The sequence below is a fragment of the Arthrobacter sp. Soil762 genome, assembly GCF_001428335.1.
Lineage (GTDB): Bacteria > Actinomycetota > Actinomycetes > Actinomycetales > Micrococcaceae > Arthrobacter.
In genome coordinates this window covers 648,327-666,993 of the sequence record NZ_LMSG01000001.1, presented here as the reverse complement: position 1 = coordinate 666,993, position 18,667 = coordinate 648,327, and the positions used below count along the sequence as shown (strand labels likewise).

Sequence of the window (18,667 nt, the reverse complement as noted above, 5' to 3'; positions counted from 1 at the left end):
GCGGGTTCATCACTATTCTTCGAAATATTGCAAATTAGCGTCAAAGACTATGCACAAAACGTGCAGAACGGAGATCCCTTGCCCCGCCCACAACATTCCGAGGCCCTCCGGGCTGCCCAGCTTTACTACCTCCAGGACCTCACGATGGAGACCATTGCGCGGGAACTTCAGACGTCCCGGTCCACGGTGTCCCGGCTCCTTTCAACAGCCCGCGGGACGGGCCTGGTGCAGATCCAGATACGCAGTCCGCTGGACACCGGCCCCGAACTGGAGCGGCTGATCCGCGCCCGGTACAAGGTGAATGTGCACGTGGTGCCCGTCCTGGACACGCTGAACGAAGCGGAAACACTGGACCGTGTGGCCAGGCAGGCTGCCCGGACCATCGGGCCTCTGGTGGATTCGAACGCCATTATCGGGGTGGCCTGGGGCAGCACGCTAAGCGCCGTGAGCCGGCACCTCACGCGGAAGATCACCTATGACACCGTCGTCGTGCAGCTGAACGGAGCGGGCAACATGCAGACCACCGGCATCACGTACGCCAGTGACATCATGCGCCGCTTCGGCAGCGCCTACGGAGCCCGGGTGGAACAGTTTCCCGTACCCGCCTTTTTTGACCATGCGGCAACGAAGGTGGGCATGTGGAATGAGCGGAGCGTTCAGCGCATCCTTGAACTTCGGTCCCGGATGAGCATCGCGATCTTCGGTGTCGGATCCGTGGATGCGGACTATCCCAGCCATGTGTATGCCGGCGGCTACCTTGACGAGGACGACCTGAACGTCCTCGCCGGCTCCGACGTGGTCGGGGACGTTGCCACCGTCTTTTTCCGGGCCGACGGATCCTCGGATGGCATCACGTTGAACGAACGCTCCACCGGACCCTCGCTGGACCAGCTGCGCGAGGTGCGTCGGCGGATCTGCGTCGTGTCCGGCGCCTCCAAGATCAACTGCCTCCGCGGCGCCCTGGCGGCCGGCCTTGCCACTGACCTGATCCTGGACGAGGCGTCCGCCAGGCGGCTCATTGGACCCGACGCAGGGAACTGAACCGGAACGTCGATGCGCCCGTCACCGGAGCCGACACATGGTGTCCGCGATGTCCTGGAGGATGTCGGTGACGGCGGCCGGTGTCGTGAGGATCGCCACATTATGGCCCGTGAGGCGGCGGAAGGGGGTCGGGGACCGTCTCGCGGAAAACTGGCTAAGCCGTCCCTGTCGCCGGACCGTTACGTACTGTAAAACATGCCATGTCCGGGCCAATGCAACGCCTGCGGACGTTTGGGTGACTGCTCATGCTGAACAAAGTGAACTTCCCATCGCGGTATGGGAAAGCTCCAACTTTGGTCATTTTGATGCTTAGCGCTACTTTTCCGCGCAGTGGTCCCCGATGCGCTGTCGCCAAACGCGCCTGCGAGCAACGAATCCGCGCTCATTACGTCCGTATGCCAGACCTCGAGGAAGAATGGATCGCCCAACATGCGCGAACACACAGCACTCGTGAGCGCCCAACCCTGTGACAGAGAGCGTCAGCGGTGCCAAGCCACGCGACGGCTGGCGCTCTCTGGCACGATCCCCGGCGCTCAACCGCACGAATGGGTGGCGCTCAGGGCTTCAAATACTCAAACACAAGCGGACGACGGCGGGAGGTCCCGCCGTCGTCCGCTTCGCATATGCGCGGGCCGTCACTCGGGTGTTACGTAAGCGCCTGAAATGCCGCCGTCAACCAGGAAGGTCGAGGCGGTGATGAAGGATGAATCGTCGCTGGCGAGGAAGGCGACTGCTGCTGCCAGTTCTTCCGGTTCAGCGAACCTGCCCAAGGGAACGTGGACGAGGCGGCGGGCTGCCTTCTCGGGATCCTTGGCGAAGAGTTCCTTCAGCAGGGGCGTGTTGACGGGTCCCGGGCAGAGTGCGTTGACCCGGATTCCCTGTCGGGCGAATTCGACGCCGAGTTCCCGGCTCATGGCCAGCACACCGCCCTTGGAGGCGCTGTAGGAGATCTGAGAAGTGGCAGCACCCATGACCGCAACGAACGACGCAGTATTGATGATTGAGCCCTTCCCTTGCGCCTGCATGTAAGGGAGGGCGTATTTGCAGCAGTAGAAAACGGAGGTCAGGTTCACTTCCTGGACCCTGCGCCACGCATCGATTCCTGTATCGATGATTGAGGCATCGTCTGCCGGCGAAATTCCGGCGTTGTTGAAGCTGATGTCCACGCTTCCGTACGTTTCATTGGTGACGGCGTAGAGGTTCTTCACTTCCTCTTCGCTGGTGACATCCACCTTCACATAGAGGCCGCCGACCTCGTCGGCAGCCCGCTGCCCAGCGGTTGGGTCCAGATCTGCGATGACTACATGAGCCCCTTCTGCGGCGAAGCGGCGAGCTGTGGCGAGCCCGATCCCGCTGGCGCCGCCGGTGATGACAGCGCTGCGTCCCTTGAGGCGGTTGGAAATTACTTCAATCATTTTTTCTTCCTTTTGTGGTGAGGACGTTATGGGTTGGTGGAGATGAAGACGTTTTTTGTTTCGGTGAACGCGTTCAGGGCGTCCGGGCCGAGTTCCCGTCCGAGTCCTGACTGCTTGAATCCGCCAAAGGGTGTGGAGTAGCGCACCGATGAGTGGGAGTTGACTGAAAGGTTTCCCGACTCGAGTCCCCGGGCCATCCTCAGCGCCTGACCGATGTCCCGTGTCCAGATGGATCCGGACAGGCCGTAGATCGAGTCATTCGCCAGGCGGAGTGCGTCGGCTTCGTCCGTGAAGGGAACGACTGCCACGACGGGGCCGAAGATCTCCTCATGCATGACCCTGTCCTCGCGGGAGGGCGTAAGAACGGTGGGGGGAAACCAAAACCCCTTGCCGTCCGGCGCTGATCCCTGGAAAGCCACAGATGAGCCGTCCGGGACGAAACCGGAGACTGTGCGGTGTTGGGCTGCGGAAATCAGCGGCCCCATGAACGAAGCCTCGTCGCTGGGGTCGCCGACCTTCAGGGCCTTCACGACTGGTTCCAGGAGCTCGAGGAATTTCTCGTAGACGCTGTCCTGGACCAGGATTCTGGAGCGGGAGCAGCAGTCCTGTCCGGCGTTGTCAAAAGCGCCTCCGGGTGCTGCTGCGGCAGCGGCATCGAGGTCCGAATCCGCGAAGATGATGTTGGCGCTCTTGCCGCCCAGCTCCAGGGTCACGGGCTTGACCTGCTCAGCGCAGCCGGCCATGATCCGCTTACCGACGCCGGTTGAACCGGTGAACACAACCTTCCGCACTGCAGGATGGGTCACGAACCGTTCCCCGACGACGGAGCCCTTGCCCGGGATGATCTGCAGGACTCCTTCGGGCAGGCCTGCCTCCCTTGCCAGCTGTCCGAGCCGGATGGCAGTCATGGGAGTCAGTTCCGCCGGTTTCAGAACGACGGTGTTGCCAGCGGCAAGGGCGGGGGCGAAGCCCCACGCGGCAATGGGCATGGGGAAGTTCCACGGGACGATTACCCCAACGACCCCGAGGGGTTCGTTGAAGGTGATGTTGACCCCTCCAGCTACTGGAATCTGCTGGCCAAGGTGCCTTTCGGGGGCGGCGGAGTAGTACGTCAGGACATCGCGGACATTCCCTGCTTCCCATCGGGCGTTACCGATGGTGTGCCCGGCGTTGCGTACCTCCAGCTGGGCGAGATTTTCCAGGTCGGCGTCTACTGCCGCAGCAAACCTGCGCAGCAGGAGAGCCCGGTCTGCAGGGGCAACATGGCGCCAGGTCTCGAATGCCTGGACGGCTTTTTCGATTGCCCTGTCAGTGTCCTCGAGTGTTGCAAGGGTTATGGTCTCGATTACCTCTTCCGTTGCCGGATTCAGTACGTCAAACGTGCTGGTGGACATTGCCGGGGCTCTCCGTTCGATTTTTGCGGTAGTTGGTTGCAGCCTCAATGAACCCATTGAAAAGCCGGAGATCGTTGGGATTCTGTTCCGGGTGGAATTGGACCCCTAGCGCCCATCCGCCCGTTGCCGTTTCGAGGGCTTCCACCGTTCCGTCGGCCGCCGCCGCCGTGACGGAAAGGCCGTCAGCGATCCGGTCCATGGCCTGGTGGTGGTAACAGGGTGCGCTGGCCGATGCTCCCAGCAGATGCCGGCTGATGCTGCCCGGCGCCGTCGTGAACTCCACGTTGCCGAATACACCCGGCGCCGGTTGGTAGTCCGCCTCCGGGTTCACATCGGGGATGTGCTGAATCAGTGACCCGCCCATGGCGACATTGAGGATCTGGGCTCCCCGGCAGATGGCGAATAGGGGGACTTCGGCGTCCAAAGCTGCCCTGGTCAGGGCGATATCGTGCACGTCCCTGGCCGGTTGGGCGCGGGTGAGCCGGTGGGGCTGCGCCCCGTACTGTTCCGGGCCCACGTCGCTGCCTCCGGAGATGATCAGTCCGTCCAGGACCTCCACGATCGATGGGTCAGTGCCGACGGGCGGCAACAGGACAGGAGTGCCGCCGGCAGCGACGACCGCCTGGACGTAGGTTCCCGGCAGAACTGCCGCATCCGCTGTCCAAACGCCCCAGGAAGCCTGCTGAAAGTAGGTTGTCAGCCCGATCCGTGGGCGGTAGCTATCAGAGCCGTTCAAAGACACGCTTGCGCTCCCAGTCCGTTACGGCGCTGTCAAAAGCTTTCAGCTCGACATCCGCTGCGAAGACGTAGTGGTCCACAACTTCATCGCCGAAGGATTTGCGTGCAATCTCGCTGTTGGTCAGCAGGGCACGGGAGTCCCGCAGGTTGGTGGGTATGCGATCTGCGTCGGACTGGTAGGCGTTACCGGTCATGATCGGTTCGAGGGGGAGCTCATTCTCGATACCGTGGATGGCGGCGGCGATAAGCGCGGCGGCTGCGAGATAAGGGTTGACGTCCCCGCCTCCAACGCGGTTTTCCACCCGAAGGCTGGGACCGCGGCCGACGATGCGCAGTGCACAACTGCGGTTGTCCAGCCCCCAGGCGATGGCTGTGGGAGCGAAGCTGCCTTCTACGAAGCGTTTGTAGGAATTGATGTTCGGGGCGACGAAGTAGGCCAGCTCCTTCAGCCCGGCGAGTTGGCCTGCGATGAAGTGCTCCATGACAGGGCTGAAGCCATGCTCGCCATCCCCGGCCAGGACCGGATTGCCGTCCAGGTCGGTCAAGCTGAAGTGGATATGGCAGGAACTGCCTTCACGTTCGTTGTACTTCGCCATGAACGTAATGCTCTTGCCCTGTTGGGCGGCGATTTCCTTGGCCCCGTTTTTGTAGAAGACGTGGTTGTCGCACGCAGCAAGCGCTTCTGCGTATCGGAACGTGATTTCCTGCTGGCCCAGGTTGCACTCGCCCTTGGAAGATTCAACGACCAGGCCGGCCTTTTCCATGCCCGTTCGAATGCTCCGGATGACCGGTTCCAGTCTTGCCGTGGCCAGGAGGGAGTAGTCCACGTTGTAGCGGGTTGAGGGGGTGAGTCCCTCGTATTTCTTGTCCCATGCTTCTTCGTAGGTGTCGTCAAACATGATGAATTCGAGCTCGGTGCCGATATGGGCGCGGTATCCCAGGTCCTCCAGGCGTTCGATCTGCGCGCGCAGGATCTGGCGTGGGGACTGGGAGACGGGGCGCCCGTCCAGCCAGAAGATATCGCACTGGATCATGGCAGTGCCTTCCAGCCACGGCACCCGGCGCAGGGTGGAGACGTCGGGCCGCATCACCATGTCTCCGTAGCCGTTCGCCCACGAGGACATGGAGTACCCGTCAATGGTGTTCATCTCCACATCCACGCTGAGTAGGTAGTTGCAGCCTTCTGCCCCGTGCCCCAGCACGTCTTCGAGGAAAGACCTTGCCCCGCAGCGTTTACCCTGCAGGCGCCCCATGGAATCGGTGATGGCAACGACAACGGTGTCGATGTCACCGGAAGCGACCAGGTCCCTCAGCTCATCGACGCCGAGTTGGCCTTGCGCGGAAGTACCGGTTGTTTGATTCGTCATTTGATTTCCGTAACTTTGATCGTATTTATGAGAGAGATTTTTGGACCGTGACGGGATGCGTGTCAGCTCTTGAGTTCGGCCTCGGCTGCAGCCAACTGCGCGAATTCCTCTTCGGGAGCGCCTGCAACGATGCGGTGCCGGCTGTAGAACCAGTAGTAGAGGAGCGCCGCGCCGAAGATTGCAGCTGTTATGGATGCCGCGAATACGTCGACCACAAATGTTGCGACGACCGCGACCGCAGCAAGGACCAGCGCGATTGAGGTGGTGGCGACCCCTCCGGGTGTCCGGTAACCGCGGGGCAGCTCCGGTTCCTTCCTCCTCAGCACAATGTGCGAGAGGTTCAGGAGGACGTAGGAGACTGTTGCACCAAAGACGGCGATGTTGATCAGGAGTGCGCCGTCACCGGTTATTGCTGCCAGCAAAAAGCCGATTGAGCCAGGGACGATCAGTGCCCAATAAGGGGTCCGCCGTTTGCCTGTCAGGGACAGCCATTTGGGAAGATACCCTGCCCGGGACAGCGCGAAGAGCTGGCGGGAATAGGCATAAATGATGGAGAAGAAGCTGGCTACGAGCCCGGCGAGGCCAGCATAGTTGACGAAGTCTGCCAGGAAAGTATTGCCACCGTACGCCAGGCGAAGGGCCTCCGGGAGGGGGTTATCGGATTCACTCATTGCGGCTGACCCTGCGGCGCCCGGAACGAGTACAAGCATCAGGGCCCCGAAGACGACCAGGATCACAACAGCGACCATGATGCCCCGCGGCATGTCCTTCTTCGGATTGGCCGTCTCCTCAGCGGCCAGGGGAACCCCTTCGACTGCAAGGAAGAACCAGATGCCATACACGAGGGCACCGACGGCGCCGCTGATTCCCATCGGGAGAAAAGCGCTCGAGGTGGGCGAGCCGTCAGGGACTATGTCAAAGAGGTTCTGGGCGTTGAAATGTGGGATCAGGCCCACGACGACGGCGGCCAGGGCGACGACGGCGACTGCGGTGATGCCGAAGATCATCTTGAGAGCCTCTCCCACTCCGCGGAGATGGATGCCCACAAAAACAGCGTAGGTCACCAGATACACCGGCCAGGAGTTGGTCAGGCCAAAGAGTCCCAGCGCTTCAACATAGCCGCCAATGAAGATGGCTATCGCAGCCGGCGCAACGGCGTATTCAATGAGCACGGCCATTCCGGTGGCGAATCCGCCCAAGGGGCCAAGTGCGCGACGGGCGAAGCCATATCCGGCGCCTGTGGCAGGAAGCGCCGAGGATAGCTCGGCGAGTCCGAAAGCCATGCAGGTGTACATGACGCCCATGAGAACAAATGCGATGAGGAGACCGCCCCAGCCGCCCTGGGCGAGGCCGAGGTTCCACCCTGCGAAGTCGCCGGAGATGACATAAGCAACTCCGAGTCCGGCAAGCAGGATCCACCCCGCGGCCCCGCGTTTCAGTTGCCGGTGCTGGAGATATCGCTTGTCGTCGGTAAGCTGGGCTGAATCAGAGGATGCCACTGTAGTTCCCATCGTCCAAGGGTATTGGTATGAAATAAGACCATAAGCTCGTTACAGTGTGTGCCAGATCACGAGCACGGTCAAGGGGTTCCTTGATCTCGACGAACTTTTCCTCGGTTCGACCTTGCTTCCGGCCGGTGCGGCGGTTTTTCCCGCTTTAATGAGCCCCTGCCATAGGCCTGTTTTTGGACCGATTAGGATTAGCGTATGGAAGAGGAATTGCTCCGAAGCCCCGCCCCGATTCTCCGCCCGGTCCGGCACGGCAACGCCTTCGAGGAGACCATCGAACGCTTGCTCCAGAACATCAAACTCGGTCTGTTCGGTGTAGGGACCAAGCTGCCAGCTGAGCGGGAACTTGCCGAGATGCTGGGCGTATCGCGCGCCACCCTGCGGGATGCCCTGGCCGAGCTGCAGAAGGCCGGATACGTTGACGTTCAGCGCGGCCGCTATGGAGGAACGTACGTGTGCAGCCGGCCCCCTGCGGGTTCGGGGTCCTACCCGGAACTCGATCCGGCCGAGGTAGACGACGTCCTAACCTTTCGCGGCGTACTCGAGCCGGCGGCCGCATCCTTGGCGGCCAGGGCGACGTTATCACCTGCCCAGCGCGGTCACCTGTTAAGGACTTTGGCCGAGGTGGCCAGTGCACCTGCGAATCTGTACCGGCCGAAGGACGCAAGGTTCCATGTGGCGATCGCAGAAGTGGCCGGATCGCCAAGCCTTGCGCTCGCGGTGGCGGATGTCCGCTCAAAGGTAAGTGACCTGCTGGACCGGATACCTCTTATCCAACCCAACCTGGAACATTCCAACCGGCAGCACCAGGAAATCGTGGACGCCATACTCCGGGGCGACGATGAGGCAGCCTTCAAGGCGGCGCAAGATCATCTGCAGGGAACAGCGTCGCTGCTTCATGGATTCCTCGGATCTTCCCAGCCTGAGGTTTCCCCGCAATCGACTGCACCACAGCGTTGAGTTGACACGGCTTCCCCGCTGACCGCGACACCGCAGCGCCGGGGGAGATGCTCACCGCCGCCGACGCACATGACCGGCTACCTCCAGCCCAAGCAGCAATGGCTGGCCGAGATGCACGCCGTGCAGTTCCGCGACCACGACGCGCAGGAACGGGACCTCGCCCTCGCGCTCGGAGGCGATCATCTGGCAAGAGGGGCGAGGTGCCCTGCTGGCAACCCACGGTTGCTAGTTAAGGTGTTCTTTGTCGATGACGGGAAGTTCGGCCGCCGTGCTCGCGCGAATAAGGGGGATCGGCCAGCGTGCCGCACGGATCGGATCAATCGCGTCGTCTGTGATCCCGGCGGTGAAGTCCTCGAAGCCGAAGACCTTGAAAAGCGCTTCGCGCCCGAATTTCGTGCTGTCGGCTACGAAGAATGCCTCCGCCGCGACGGAGCGCATTTTCCGCTTAAGCTCGATGGAGTAGCTGGAACTCGCGTAGATACCGTCATCCATCACTGCGCCAGCTCCAAAAACCGCCACGTTAATGCGCATGTTCTCCAACTGCTGCAACGAGGCAGGGCCCCACATCGACGTGCTTCCCGGCAGGAGTTCGCCTCCAATAAATACCAGGTTGATGCGCGGTTTGCGTGATACCTCAACGCCAACCAGAAGGTCGTGGGTTACCACTGTCAGGCGCGAGTGGTTGAGGTGTTTGGCAACCTCCAGGCATGTCGTCCCGCTGTCCAGGAGGACCGTTTGATTTTCCAGAATCCGATCGGCCGTCGCAGCACCTATCGCCTGCTTTTCCCTTGTCTGCTGATCCGCTGCTAAGTAGCCAGGGGAAGGCGGCGCGACGGCGGCGGCACCGCCGTGGGTGCGCCGGATCATCTTTTCATCCGCCAATCGTTCCAGGTCCCGGCGGATGGTGGAAGCATCCACTCCGAATTTCCGGGCAAGAGAGTTGACGCTTTGGAAGCCGTGCTCCTCGACGAGCTCGACGATATCTTGGCGGCGCGACATTGGGCCCCTTTCCTCAGTATGGATTAAGGGTAGAGGCATGCGCGATTTCGTGCAACATTTGCACGATTCCTAGCGAATTTGCACGAAAGTATCGACATGTGCGCGTATTTCGTTTAGCGTATGCACAGATCGGAGAAACCGATGCGCGGATTCATGCATCCGCGTTGCGTGATCACAAAGGAGTGAATGATGAAGCTGTTGCGTACCTCAGCGTTTTTGGCCCTAGGGGTCTCGGCCGTGCTCATGACGGGCTGCGGTTCAGTCAATGACGGGGCGGCCGCCAGCGGCGCCTCCGACGGTGCGAAGGCGTCAGACATGACGATGGTGACCGTCGTGAAGCTGAAGGGCATCGCGTGGTTCGACCGCATGGATGAAGGTGTGCTGGCCTACGGTAAGCGAGCAGGAATAGATACCCGCACCGAGGGCGGCGACGATGTCAGCCCCGAGAAGCAGATCAAGATCATCCAGGACCTCATTGCTCAGAAGCCTACGGCAATTACCGTTGTGCCGAACTCTCCGGAAGCCGTAGCCAACGTCTTGGCGCAGGCCAAGGCTAAAGGAATCATCACAGTCGCACACGAGGCGACCGGAATCGAGAATGTCGATATCGACATCGAAGCCTTCGATAACGCTGTCTACGGTGAAAAAATCATGAAGAGCTTGGGCACTTGCACCGAGAGCAAAGGCGAATATGTCCAGTTTGTTGGTGGGCTTACTGCCAAGACCCACATGGAGTGGGTGGGAGCCGCCTATGACTACCAAAAATCCAACTTCCCTGACATGAAGCGGGTCGAAGATCCGATCGAGAGCACGGACAATGAGGCCGCTGCGTACCAGAAGGCCAAGGAGATTCTCGCTAAGCATCCGAACATCAAGGGCTTCCAGGGTTCTGCCGGCAATGACGTCCCCGGCATCGCGCGGGCAGTGGAAGAGGCAGGCAAGACCAAGGATATCTGCGTCATGGGCACCTCCATTCCCTCTGCTGCCAACAAGTACCTGGCTACGGGTGGCATCGACAAGATCTTCTTCTGGGATCCGGCTCTCGCGGGCGAGGCCCAGTTGGAGATCGCACGGATCCTCGCTACCGGAGGCAAAATTGAAGTCGGTACCGATCTGGGCATCAAGGGGTACAACAGCCTGAAGAAGCTCGATGGCTACGACAATGTTTTCCTCGGCGACGCATCGATCGAAGCTGACGCAGAATCCGCGAAGCAATACGACTTCTGATCGTTCGGGGCGTGGGGCGGCCACAAGGCCCGGCCCCACGCCCTCCTGAAAGGTTTCGCTATGACAAGCATTGCCCACGATAAGCCGACCCAACCCTTGCTTGAGGTTCGCAACATCGTCAAGACGTTCGGTGGTGTCACCGCACTGAGCGGCGTCACCCTGGACCTGCTGCCCGGCGAGGTCCTGTGCCTTGCCGGCGAAAACGGATGCGGCAAGTCGACGCTGATCAAGATCATTTCCGGTGCCGAGAAACCCGACTCCGGCGAGATCATTGTCGACGGCATCAGCCACTCCTCGATGGACACCACCAACGCCATCAAGAACGGGATTCAGGTCATTTACCAGGACTTTTCGCTGTTCCCGAATCTCACCGTTGCCGAGAACATCGTCCTGACCTCCGCCGTCGCCAGCCGCCGCCACACATACAGTCAGCGGGCCGCTCGGCCGGCGGCCCAGGCCATTGTTGAAGAACTCGGGCTAAAGCTTGATCTTGACGCCGACGTCGAGCAGCTCTCGGTGGCCGATAAGCAGTTGACCGCCATATGCCGCGCACTGGTCAGCGACGCCCGCATCCTGATCATGGATGAGCCAACCACGGCGCTCACCCACACCGAGGTGGAACGGCTGTTCATTATCGTGGAACGGCTTCGGGCCCGCGGCGTGGGCCTTATCTTCGTCTCCCACAAACTGGACGAGGTGCTGAAGATTTCCCAGCGGGTGGCGATCCTCCGGTCGGGAAAAAACGTCGTCACAGACCTCGCTTCGACGCTCACTCCGAGAACAATCGCCCTGCACATGACGGGCCTGGAATTGGACGAGTCGCGAAACATCAGCGAGCTCCCGCCCGAATCCGGCGTCGTGCTTGAGCTGGACCGAATGAGTTTGGAGGGCGCCTATCAGGATGTCTCTTTCACCTTACGCAGGGGTGAGATCCTAGGGGTCACGGGGCTATTGGGCTCGGGACGGACCGAAATTGCAGAGTCTCTCTTCGGGGTAGTACCCCATGAATCCGGCATCATCAAAATTGATGGGAGCCCCGTGCGGATCCACTCCATCAGCGACGCCATCAAAGCGGGAATCGGTTACGTCCCCGAAGACCGGCTGACGCAGGGCTTGTTCATGGATAAGTCAATCGCAGACAACATCATCGCCGGCTCTCCTGACGAGCACGCAACCAGGCTGCGCATGCTTGACCTGCGCGCAGTCCGCGAAACAATCCAGGCGCTGTTCGCCCGTCTGCGCGTCAAGGCCCCGAACGTTCAGGCCCCCGTGCGGTCGCTGTCCGGCGGAAACGCACAGCGGGTGGTACTGGCTAAATGGCTTGCACGGCGTCCGCGCATTCTAATGCTCAACGGACCAACCGTCGGAGTCGACATCGGCTCCAAAGCGGAGATCCTCGGAATACTCCGTGCCGAGGCGGCTGAGGGGATGGGCATCATCATCATCTCCGACGATGCCCCGGAACTGGTTGCCTGCTGTCACAGAGTGCTTGTCGTCCGGAACGGCAGAGTTGTAGATATCCTCGAGGGCGATGACGTCGCCATCGACACCATTCGAGAGAAGGTGGCCGCATGAGCGCCATCAGCCTATCTCTTCCGACTCGACTCAGCCGGTTGAGGGGAGCCAACAACGAGGGCGTGCTCGCACTGGTTCTTCTGGCGCTGATCGTGGGAATGTCCATCGCGAACCCTGTTTTCTTTACGCTCCCCACAGCATTCAGCATCCTGCGCAGCTCGATTGTCCCCCTGATCTTCGCCCTCGGTGTCCTTATGGTCATCATTTCCGGCGGCATAGACGTTTCTTTCGCAGCGATTGCTGTTTTCGCCGCCTACACCACCGTCCAGATGCACCAAAACGGTGCACCTGACTTGGGCCTCGTCGCCGCTTTCCTTCTTGCCTTGCTTATCGGCGCGTCCCTTGGGGCGATCAACGGCTTCCTCATCGCCAGATTCCGGCTTTCCACCCTCATCGTCACGCTTGGAACCCAGGGCATTTTCAAGGGCGCGCTGCTGACTTACGTAGGCTCGCGTTATGTCGCGGACCTGCCCGATTCGATGGCTGCGGTCTCAACGACGAACCTCTTCGCAGTGGACACGGCGTCGGGAGGTGCCTACCTGCATATTCTGGTCGTGCCGGCGGTGCTCATGGCCGTGGGCCTCGCCTGGGTCCTGCGCTACACCATGTTCGGCCGGAGCATTTATGCCATAGGCGGTGACGTCGAAGCGGCCCGGCGTGCCGGCATCCGCGTCGTACGCACGCAAATGGTGGTTTACGTCATTGCCGGAACCATGGCCGCAGTCGGCGGAATGATCTACGTCATCATGGAGCGCTCCGCCAGCCCCCAGATTCTCGTCGGCAGCGAACTCGATATCATTGCCGCAGTCGTCCTGGGCGGCGCCTCGATCTTCGGTGGGCGGGGGTCAGTACTTGGCACCACCCTGGGTGTCCTCTTGGTTCAGGTGATCTTCAACAGCCTTATCCTGGCAGGCGTTCCCAGCGCATGGCAGCGGACCGCCGTAGGCCTACTTCTCATCCTTGGTGTCGGCATCCAGGCGATCACCTCCCGCAAGTCCTCCCGCGCGAAAGTCATGGACGAGACCATTCAGAAGCAGGAAGTGCCGGCATGAAACTCACCGACCCCCGACTCGAGCCCCTCAGCCGGATGAATGACTCCGTTGAGTCAGGATGGTCCCGGGCACTTGCCCTCGTCCGCATTGAAGGCGGCGTCCGCAGGATGCTTATTCTGCTGGCGGTCGCTTTCGTCATCTTTGCTGCCCTTAGGCCCTCGATCTTCCTCAGCGGGACGAATCTCCGGAACATCGCGCTCAATTCACCGGAAATCGGCGTTCTTGCCATTGCGATGATGCTGGCCATGCTGACGGGCGGGATCGACCTGTCCCTGGTAGCGATGGCTAACCTCTCAGCCATCACGATGGCGACGTTGTTCACAGCGATGGCTGCCAACGATCCAGGCCAGGCCGAGCAGATGTTCCCTGTGATCGTCCTCGCCGGTGTGGCAGTTGGTGTCCTGGGTGGGGCAATCAACGGCCTTCTCATTTCAGGGTTAGGCATCACGCCGATTCTTGCGACGCTCGGAACGATGCAGATTTTCAACGGAATTGCGGTTGCCTGGACCGGCGGCAAAACCCTTTACGGGTCGCCTGAGGTGCTGACGGGCATTGGCGCGTCGACACTCGGCGGAGTTCCAACGCTCTTCTGTCTCTTTGTCCTGGTTGCCGTTGCCATCGGCGTCGTCATCAATCGCACGCCCCTTGGCCTGCGGATCCAGCTCCAGGGTGCGAATCCGACGGCGGCTTTGTACTCGGGCATTGCCAGCCGCAAAATACTCATGAGCACCTATCTGATGACTGGACTCCTCAGCGGAATCGCGGGCGTGTTCTTCATTGCCCGCAACCCCACGGCGTCTGCGGACTACGGGGCCTCTTATGTCCTGCTTGTGATTGTCATTGCCGTGTTGGGCGGTACCAACCCCAACGGGGGTTTCGCGACCGTTTTCGGCGTAGTGCTCGCAACACTCACCTTGGAAATCGTTTCCAGCGGGTTCACCGCCCTGCGGCTGTCGTCCTATCAGTACGCCATCGCGCAGGGCCTGATCCTCGTCGCTGCCATGGCGGCAGAACAAATCAAATGGCGCCGGCGCCGTAACCGAAAACCGGTCCTTCAGCCGACCTAGGCCTGCGCCGCCGGCTCTCCAGCCAACACAGCGCATCTACCCATCGAACTCCTGCATCAACAGAAGGAACAACGTGAAGAAAATCATCAACAATCCCGTCGACTTCGTAGACGAAATGATCGAGGGCATTATCCTCGCCCACCCCAGCAAGCTGAAGACGCCGGGCGAGGACCCCAGGATCATGGTTCGCTCCGACGCGCCAGTCAAGGGCAAAGTGGGCATCGTAACGGGTGGCGGGTCCGGCCACCTGCCGCTGTTCAAGGGCTATGTCGGCCAGGGCCTGTGCTCCGGCGTCGCGATCGGCAATGTGTTCAGCTCGCCCAGTTCACAGCAGTGCTTTGAAGCCACAAAAGCCGTTGACGGTGGGGCCGGAGTGCTCTACCTGTACGGCAACTACGGCGGAGATGTTTTCAATTTCGACCTTGCCGCGGATCTTGCGGAGCTTGAAGACATCGAGACACGGACCGTTGTGGGACGTGACGATGTGGCCAGCCAGCCAAAGGACAACCGCCTGGAGCGCCGTGGTGTTGCCGGGCTGATCTTCGCCTACAAGGCAGCAGGGGCTGCGGCGGAACGCGGGGACAGCCTCGATGAAGTGGCGGCGGCCGCCGAGGACATCGTGGACAACACCGCAACGATGGGAATCGGGCTCTCACCCACCATCCTTCCCACGACAGCTGCCCTGAGCTTCGACCTGCCGGACGGGGAAATGGAAATAGGCATCGGCATCCACGGTGAGCCCGGTATCCACCGCGGTGCACTTGAGTCTGCGGACGCCATCACTGACCGACTGGTTGGGGCGCTTGTCGAGGATCTGGAACTCGCCGACGGCGACCGGGTTGCTGTGCTGGTGAACGGCATGGGCGCGACGCCCCTGGAAGAGCTCTATGTCATGTACCGCCGCGTGCACCAGAAACTCTCAGGGCATGGCGTGACCATTCAAAAAAACTACATTGGCGAATACGCGACCAGCCTTGAGATGGCCGGGGCCTCGATTTCGCTTCTCAAGCTCAACGACGAACGGCTGGCGCTCCTTGAAGCGCCGGCGTCTTCACCTTTCTTCCTGGAGGTTTGAACCATGCGCTCGACAGAACTCACTGAACAGATCCAGGGCAGCCTGAAGGAGGTTGTGGCGTACGCGGACGAATTGCGGGACCTCGACCAGGCATTGGGAGACGGCGATCTCGGCATTACGATCACGCTCGGTGCCGGCGCAGTGATTGAAGCCCTGGCTGAAATTCCGCAGGATGCCAGCCCGTCGGAAATTGCCCGCGCGTGCGCCAAGGCTTTCGCTAACGCCAACCCGTCTACGATGGCAGCGCTGGTAGCGGGCGGGCTTCTCGCCGGATCGAAAGTGTGGAAAGACGTTGAAGACGTGGATATCCGGGCCGCCGCCCGCTTTGTGCGGGCCGCCGGCGAAAACATTGCCCAGCGAGGCAAGACGCAAATCGGCGACAAGACCATCGTGGATGCGATTATGCCGGCGGCGGATGCACTTGATGCCGGCGACGACGGAACGAGCGGACTGGATGCGGCCATATCGGCCGCCGAAAAGGCTGTGATCGACACGCGTTCGCTGCGCTCGAGGCGGGGCCGGGCGGCGTGGCTCCAGGAACGAAGCATAGGTCTCCAGGACCCCGGTGCGACGGCGATGCTGCGGTTCCTCGAATCGTGGCGCACAGCTTCGGTGCGGACCAAGTCCTAGCGGTTCATGCTTTGTGCCGGGACCGGCTGTAGCCGGTCCCGGCACAGCACCTGCACCGGAACTCGGGCGGTTTAAAGCCAGGCAGCCCCCGGCTTTCAGAGGTAACCAAGTCACAGGGAGTGGAAAATGAAAGTTCTCGTTACAGGTTCCCGCGGCAAGGTTGGCACCGCGGTGGTCGGCGCGCTGATCGCAGCTGGGCATGAGGTCACCGGATCGGACCTGGGCCGCCACGCATTTGACCGAATTCTGCCCGGCGAACCGGACTATCAGCAGGCGGACCTCACAGATGCGGGCCAGGTGTACGGGATCGTTCGCGGCTTCGATGCGGTGGTTCATGCCGGGGCGATTCCCGAACCCACCCACAATCCCCCGCACGTGGTATTCCAGAACAACATCATGGGCACGTTCAACATGATCGAGGCATCCGTCCGTGCGGGAGTCAAGGTGTTCGTCAACATTTCCAGTGAAACGGTGCCGGGGTTTTTCTTCCCTGAAGTTCCGGTCCTTCCGGATTATGCACCGGTTGATGAACTTCATCCGATCCGGCCGCAGGACCCCTACGCGCTGTCAAAACTATTTGGCGAGGAACTGTGCGATGCGGCTGTGCGACGCAGCAACATGCGGTGCATCTCCATCCGGCCCAGCCATGTGCAGCATCCTGGAAACTATGAACGAAACCTGGGCAGCCAGGTCCGGGATGCCGCCCAGCTGAGTCCCAATCTGTGGAGCTACGTGGATTCCGAGGATCTGGCTGACGCGATAGTCCTTGCTGTTGAATCAAACATCCCCGGCCACGAGGTGTTCTATATCGCCAATCCTGACAACGTCGGTGGACGGGATTTTGCCCAGATGCTCAAGGAGTATTACGGAGACAAGATCGAGCTGCGGACACTGGACCGGGTGGATTCCTCAGGGATCTCGTGTGAGAAGGCAAACCGGATGCTTGGGTGGAAAGCCAAGCGGTCCTGGCGGGATCACCTGGACGCCGAGGGGCACGCCATCCAGCGATAGGCACTCATCGGGGCACGTCGGGCCCATGGTTTTAGTAGGCCTGTGGTACCGAAGCTGGCCATCAATGATCTGCCCGTCCGCTTCAAAGCGGATGGGCAATGAAGCAGGAAGGCGGCATCCGGTGGTGGACGTTGTCATGGGCGTGGATATCGGCACCTCCAGCAGCAAAGGGGTCTTGGTGGACTTCGAGGGCAAGATTCATGCGACGGCGGTTTGCGTCCACGACGTAAGCCGACCCGCTCCAGGCCAGGTCGAAATGGACGCCGGCGTCTGGTGGGACGAGTTCAAGCAAATATCCCGGGAACTTACGGCTACTGACAATGTCAGCGTGGTGGGGGTCGGCGTGAGCGGTATGGGGCCTTGCGTGCTCGTTGCTGACCAGCAAGCTCGGCCGCTGCGTCCCGCGATTCTCTATGGAGTCGACAGCAGGGCTGTAAACCAGATCCAGTACCTCACCTCAGAACTGGGTGAACAGTCGATCGTCGATCGATGCGGTTCCGGGTTGTCGACACAGTCCGTGGGGCCAAAGCTGGCTTGGATCTCTGACCATGAGCCCGACGTTGCTTCGAGGACGCGCATGCTGTTCATGCCGAGTTCCTGGCTGGCCTACCAGCTGACGGGTGAGTACATTCTCGATCACCACTCCGCCAGCCAGTGCACGCCCATGTACGACACCGGCCGCCATGACTGGCATGCACCGTTTGCGGGAAGGCTGATCCAATCCCTCAATCTGCCTCGGCTGGTCTGGCCCGGTGACATCGTCGGCCACGTGAACACCGAAGTGTCCGGCCTGACGGGTATCCCCGCAGGGACTCCCGTCATCGGTGGAACCATTGATGCCTGGTCAGAAGCCTTAAGCGTGGACGCCCAGAATCCCGGTGATTTGATGTTGATGTACGGCACGACGATGTTCCTGATAAACACTCTTCAGGCCAGGAAAACCTCGTCTTTGATGTGGGGCACGGTGGGCGCAATGCCGGGAACCTATAACCTGGCGGGTGGTATGGCAACGTCCGGTGCTATCACTGGCTGGTTGCGTAAAATCCTTGGCTCGCCGGACTTTTCCACCCTGTTGTCCGAGGCGGAAGGCTCAGGTCCCGGCGCGAACGGGTTGCTGATGCTGCCGTATTTTGCCGGCGAACGGACGCCCATTGCTGACCCGGACGCACGGGGCCTCATCGCAGGACTGACACTGGATCACACGCGCGGGGATCTGTACCGGGCCACCTTGGAAGCCACCGCGTTTGGCGTACGGCACAACGTCGAGGCGCTGGAGAATCTGGGTGGTGAGGTGCAGCGCACCATCGCTGTAGGCGGTGGCACGCAGGGCGGGCTCTGGACGCAGATTGTTTCTGATGTCACCGGGCTGGACCAGGAGATGCCGGCGGTAACCATCGGTGCCAGCTTTGGAGCCGCATACTTAGCTGCGAATGCCCTGAAGCCCGTATCGATTCGACAGTGGAATCCTATTGTGTCAGTGATCAAGCCACGCGAGGAGACCGCAGCGAGGTACCGAGCCTTATACGGGCTGTATCGCGAAATATATGAAGCCACGGCTTCGATCACGCACGGGTTGGTGCGACTTAGAACTGCCTGATGGTTGCCTGA

General features: G+C 61.0%; 17 protein-coding genes and 1 pseudogene. 11 read left to right on the top strand and 7 right to left on the bottom strand.

All coding sequences use genetic code 11. From position 1 onward, the window contains the following. Nucleotides 1-78 precede the first annotated feature (78 nt). Both ASG77_RS03150 and ASG77_RS22965 read left to right on the top strand, forming a co-directional pair. Nucleotides 79-1,041: a sugar-binding transcriptional regulator gene (locus ASG77_RS03150; RefSeq protein WP_056340977.1), complete on the top strand. Its 963-nt coding sequence runs from the start codon at nt 79-81 to the stop codon at nt 1,039-1,041. Nucleotides 1,042-1,382: 341 nt separating this feature from the next. Next, a pseudogene (locus ASG77_RS22965) lies at nt 1,383-1,460 on the top strand (ATP-binding protein); the annotation flags it as partial. 216 nt (nt 1,461-1,676) lie between these two features. Here the strand turns inward: ASG77_RS22965 and ASG77_RS03145 are convergent. From ASG77_RS03145 to eat, 5 genes are all read right to left on the bottom strand, one after another. Then, a complete protein-coding gene (locus tag ASG77_RS03145) occupies nt 1,677-2,456 on the bottom strand; it encodes a 3-oxoacyl-ACP reductase (RefSeq protein ID WP_056340975.1) in 780 nt (259 codons plus the stop codon). A gap of 26 nt (nt 2,457-2,482) precedes the next feature. After that, nucleotides 2,483-3,850 (bottom strand): aldehyde dehydrogenase family protein, encoded by a 1,368-nt coding sequence (locus ASG77_RS03140; RefSeq protein WP_056340973.1) that lies wholly within the window; start codon nt 3,848-3,850, stop codon nt 2,483-2,485. After that, the gene (locus ASG77_RS03135; protein WP_235564259.1) at nt 3,831-4,592 is read right to left on the bottom strand and encodes a gamma-glutamyl-gamma-aminobutyrate hydrolase family protein; all 762 of its coding nucleotides are present in this window, start codon (nt 4,590-4,592) and stop codon (nt 3,831-3,833) included. The genes ASG77_RS03140 and ASG77_RS03135 overlap by 20 nt, the downstream gene beginning before the upstream one ends. Beyond that, a complete protein-coding gene (locus ASG77_RS03130; RefSeq protein ID WP_056340971.1) occupies nt 4,573-5,955 on the bottom strand; it encodes a glutamine synthetase family protein in 1,383 nt (460 codons plus the stop codon). The genes ASG77_RS03135 and ASG77_RS03130 overlap by 20 nt, the downstream gene beginning before the upstream one ends. Before the next feature lie 62 nt (nt 5,956-6,017). Next, nucleotides 6,018-7,466 (bottom strand): ethanolamine permease, encoded by a 1,449-nt coding sequence (gene eat, locus ASG77_RS03125; protein WP_056340969.1) that lies wholly within the window; start codon nt 7,464-7,466, stop codon nt 6,018-6,020. 195 nt (nt 7,467-7,661) lie between these two features. On the opposite strand from eat, the gene ASG77_RS03120 reads away from it, so the two are divergent. Continuing rightward, complete coding sequence (locus ASG77_RS03120; RefSeq protein ID WP_056340966.1) at nt 7,662-8,423, top strand: FadR/GntR family transcriptional regulator; 762 nt, start codon at nt 7,662-7,664, stop codon at nt 8,421-8,423. A gap of 51 nt (nt 8,424-8,474) precedes the next feature. Here ASG77_RS03120 and ASG77_RS22805 read toward each other — a convergent pair whose 3' ends face one another. Together ASG77_RS22805 and ASG77_RS03115 are read right to left on the bottom strand one after the other, a co-directional pair. Beyond that, nucleotides 8,475-8,606, bottom strand: a complete 132-nt coding sequence (locus ASG77_RS22805) for a hypothetical protein (protein ID WP_268760639.1) — start codon at nt 8,604-8,606, stop codon at nt 8,475-8,477. Nucleotides 8,607-8,648: 42 nt separating this feature from the next. Next, on the bottom strand, nt 8,649-9,422 hold the full coding sequence (locus ASG77_RS03115; protein WP_056340964.1) for a DeoR/GlpR family DNA-binding transcription regulator: 774 nt from the start codon (nt 9,420-9,422) through the stop codon (nt 8,649-8,651). Between the two features lie 186 nt (nt 9,423-9,608). Here ASG77_RS03115 and ASG77_RS03110 point away from each other — a divergent pair, with 186 nt between their 5' ends. The 8 genes from ASG77_RS03110 to ASG77_RS03075 all read left to right on the top strand — a co-directional run bounded on the left by ASG77_RS03110 (nt 9,609) and on the right by ASG77_RS03075 (nt 18,656). Then, nucleotides 9,609-10,649: a substrate-binding domain-containing protein gene (locus tag ASG77_RS03110; RefSeq protein WP_235564256.1), complete on the top strand. Its 1,041-nt coding sequence runs from the start codon at nt 9,609-9,611 to the stop codon at nt 10,647-10,649. 60 nt (nt 10,650-10,709) lie between these two features. After that, a complete protein-coding gene (locus tag ASG77_RS03105; protein ID WP_056340960.1) occupies nt 10,710-12,224 on the top strand; it encodes a sugar ABC transporter ATP-binding protein in 1,515 nt (504 codons plus the stop codon). Continuing rightward, on the top strand, nt 12,221-13,276 hold the full coding sequence (locus tag ASG77_RS03100; protein ID WP_056340958.1) for an ABC transporter permease: 1,056 nt from the start codon (nt 12,221-12,223) through the stop codon (nt 13,274-13,276). The genes ASG77_RS03105 and ASG77_RS03100 overlap by 4 nt, the downstream gene beginning before the upstream one ends. Nucleotides 13,277-13,383: 107 nt before the next feature. Next, the gene (locus ASG77_RS03095) at nt 13,384-14,343 is read left to right on the top strand and encodes an ABC transporter permease (RefSeq protein WP_082575835.1); all 960 of its coding nucleotides are present in this window, start codon (nt 13,384-13,386) and stop codon (nt 14,341-14,343) included. Between the two features lie 73 nt (nt 14,344-14,416). Further along, nucleotides 14,417-15,418 (top strand): dihydroxyacetone kinase subunit DhaK, encoded by a 1,002-nt coding sequence (locus ASG77_RS03090; protein ID WP_082575796.1) that lies wholly within the window; start codon nt 14,417-14,419, stop codon nt 15,416-15,418. A 3-nt stretch (nt 15,419-15,421) separates the two neighbouring features. Then, nucleotides 15,422-16,048 (top strand): dihydroxyacetone kinase subunit L, encoded by a 627-nt coding sequence (locus tag ASG77_RS03085; RefSeq protein WP_056340953.1) that lies wholly within the window; start codon nt 15,422-15,424, stop codon nt 16,046-16,048. Nucleotides 16,049-16,174: 126 nt separating this feature from the next. Continuing rightward, the gene (locus ASG77_RS03080) at nt 16,175-17,059 is read left to right on the top strand and encodes an NAD-dependent epimerase/dehydratase family protein (RefSeq protein WP_056340951.1); all 885 of its coding nucleotides are present in this window, start codon (nt 16,175-16,177) and stop codon (nt 17,057-17,059) included. A gap of 91 nt (nt 17,060-17,150) precedes the next feature. Then, nucleotides 17,151-18,656 carry an FGGY-family carbohydrate kinase gene (locus ASG77_RS03075; RefSeq protein WP_082575795.1) on the top strand — a complete coding sequence of 502 codons (1,506 nt, stop codon included), beginning with the start codon at nt 17,151-17,153 and terminating at the stop codon, nt 18,654-18,656. The last annotated feature ends 11 nt before the right edge of the window (nt 18,657-18,667 follow it).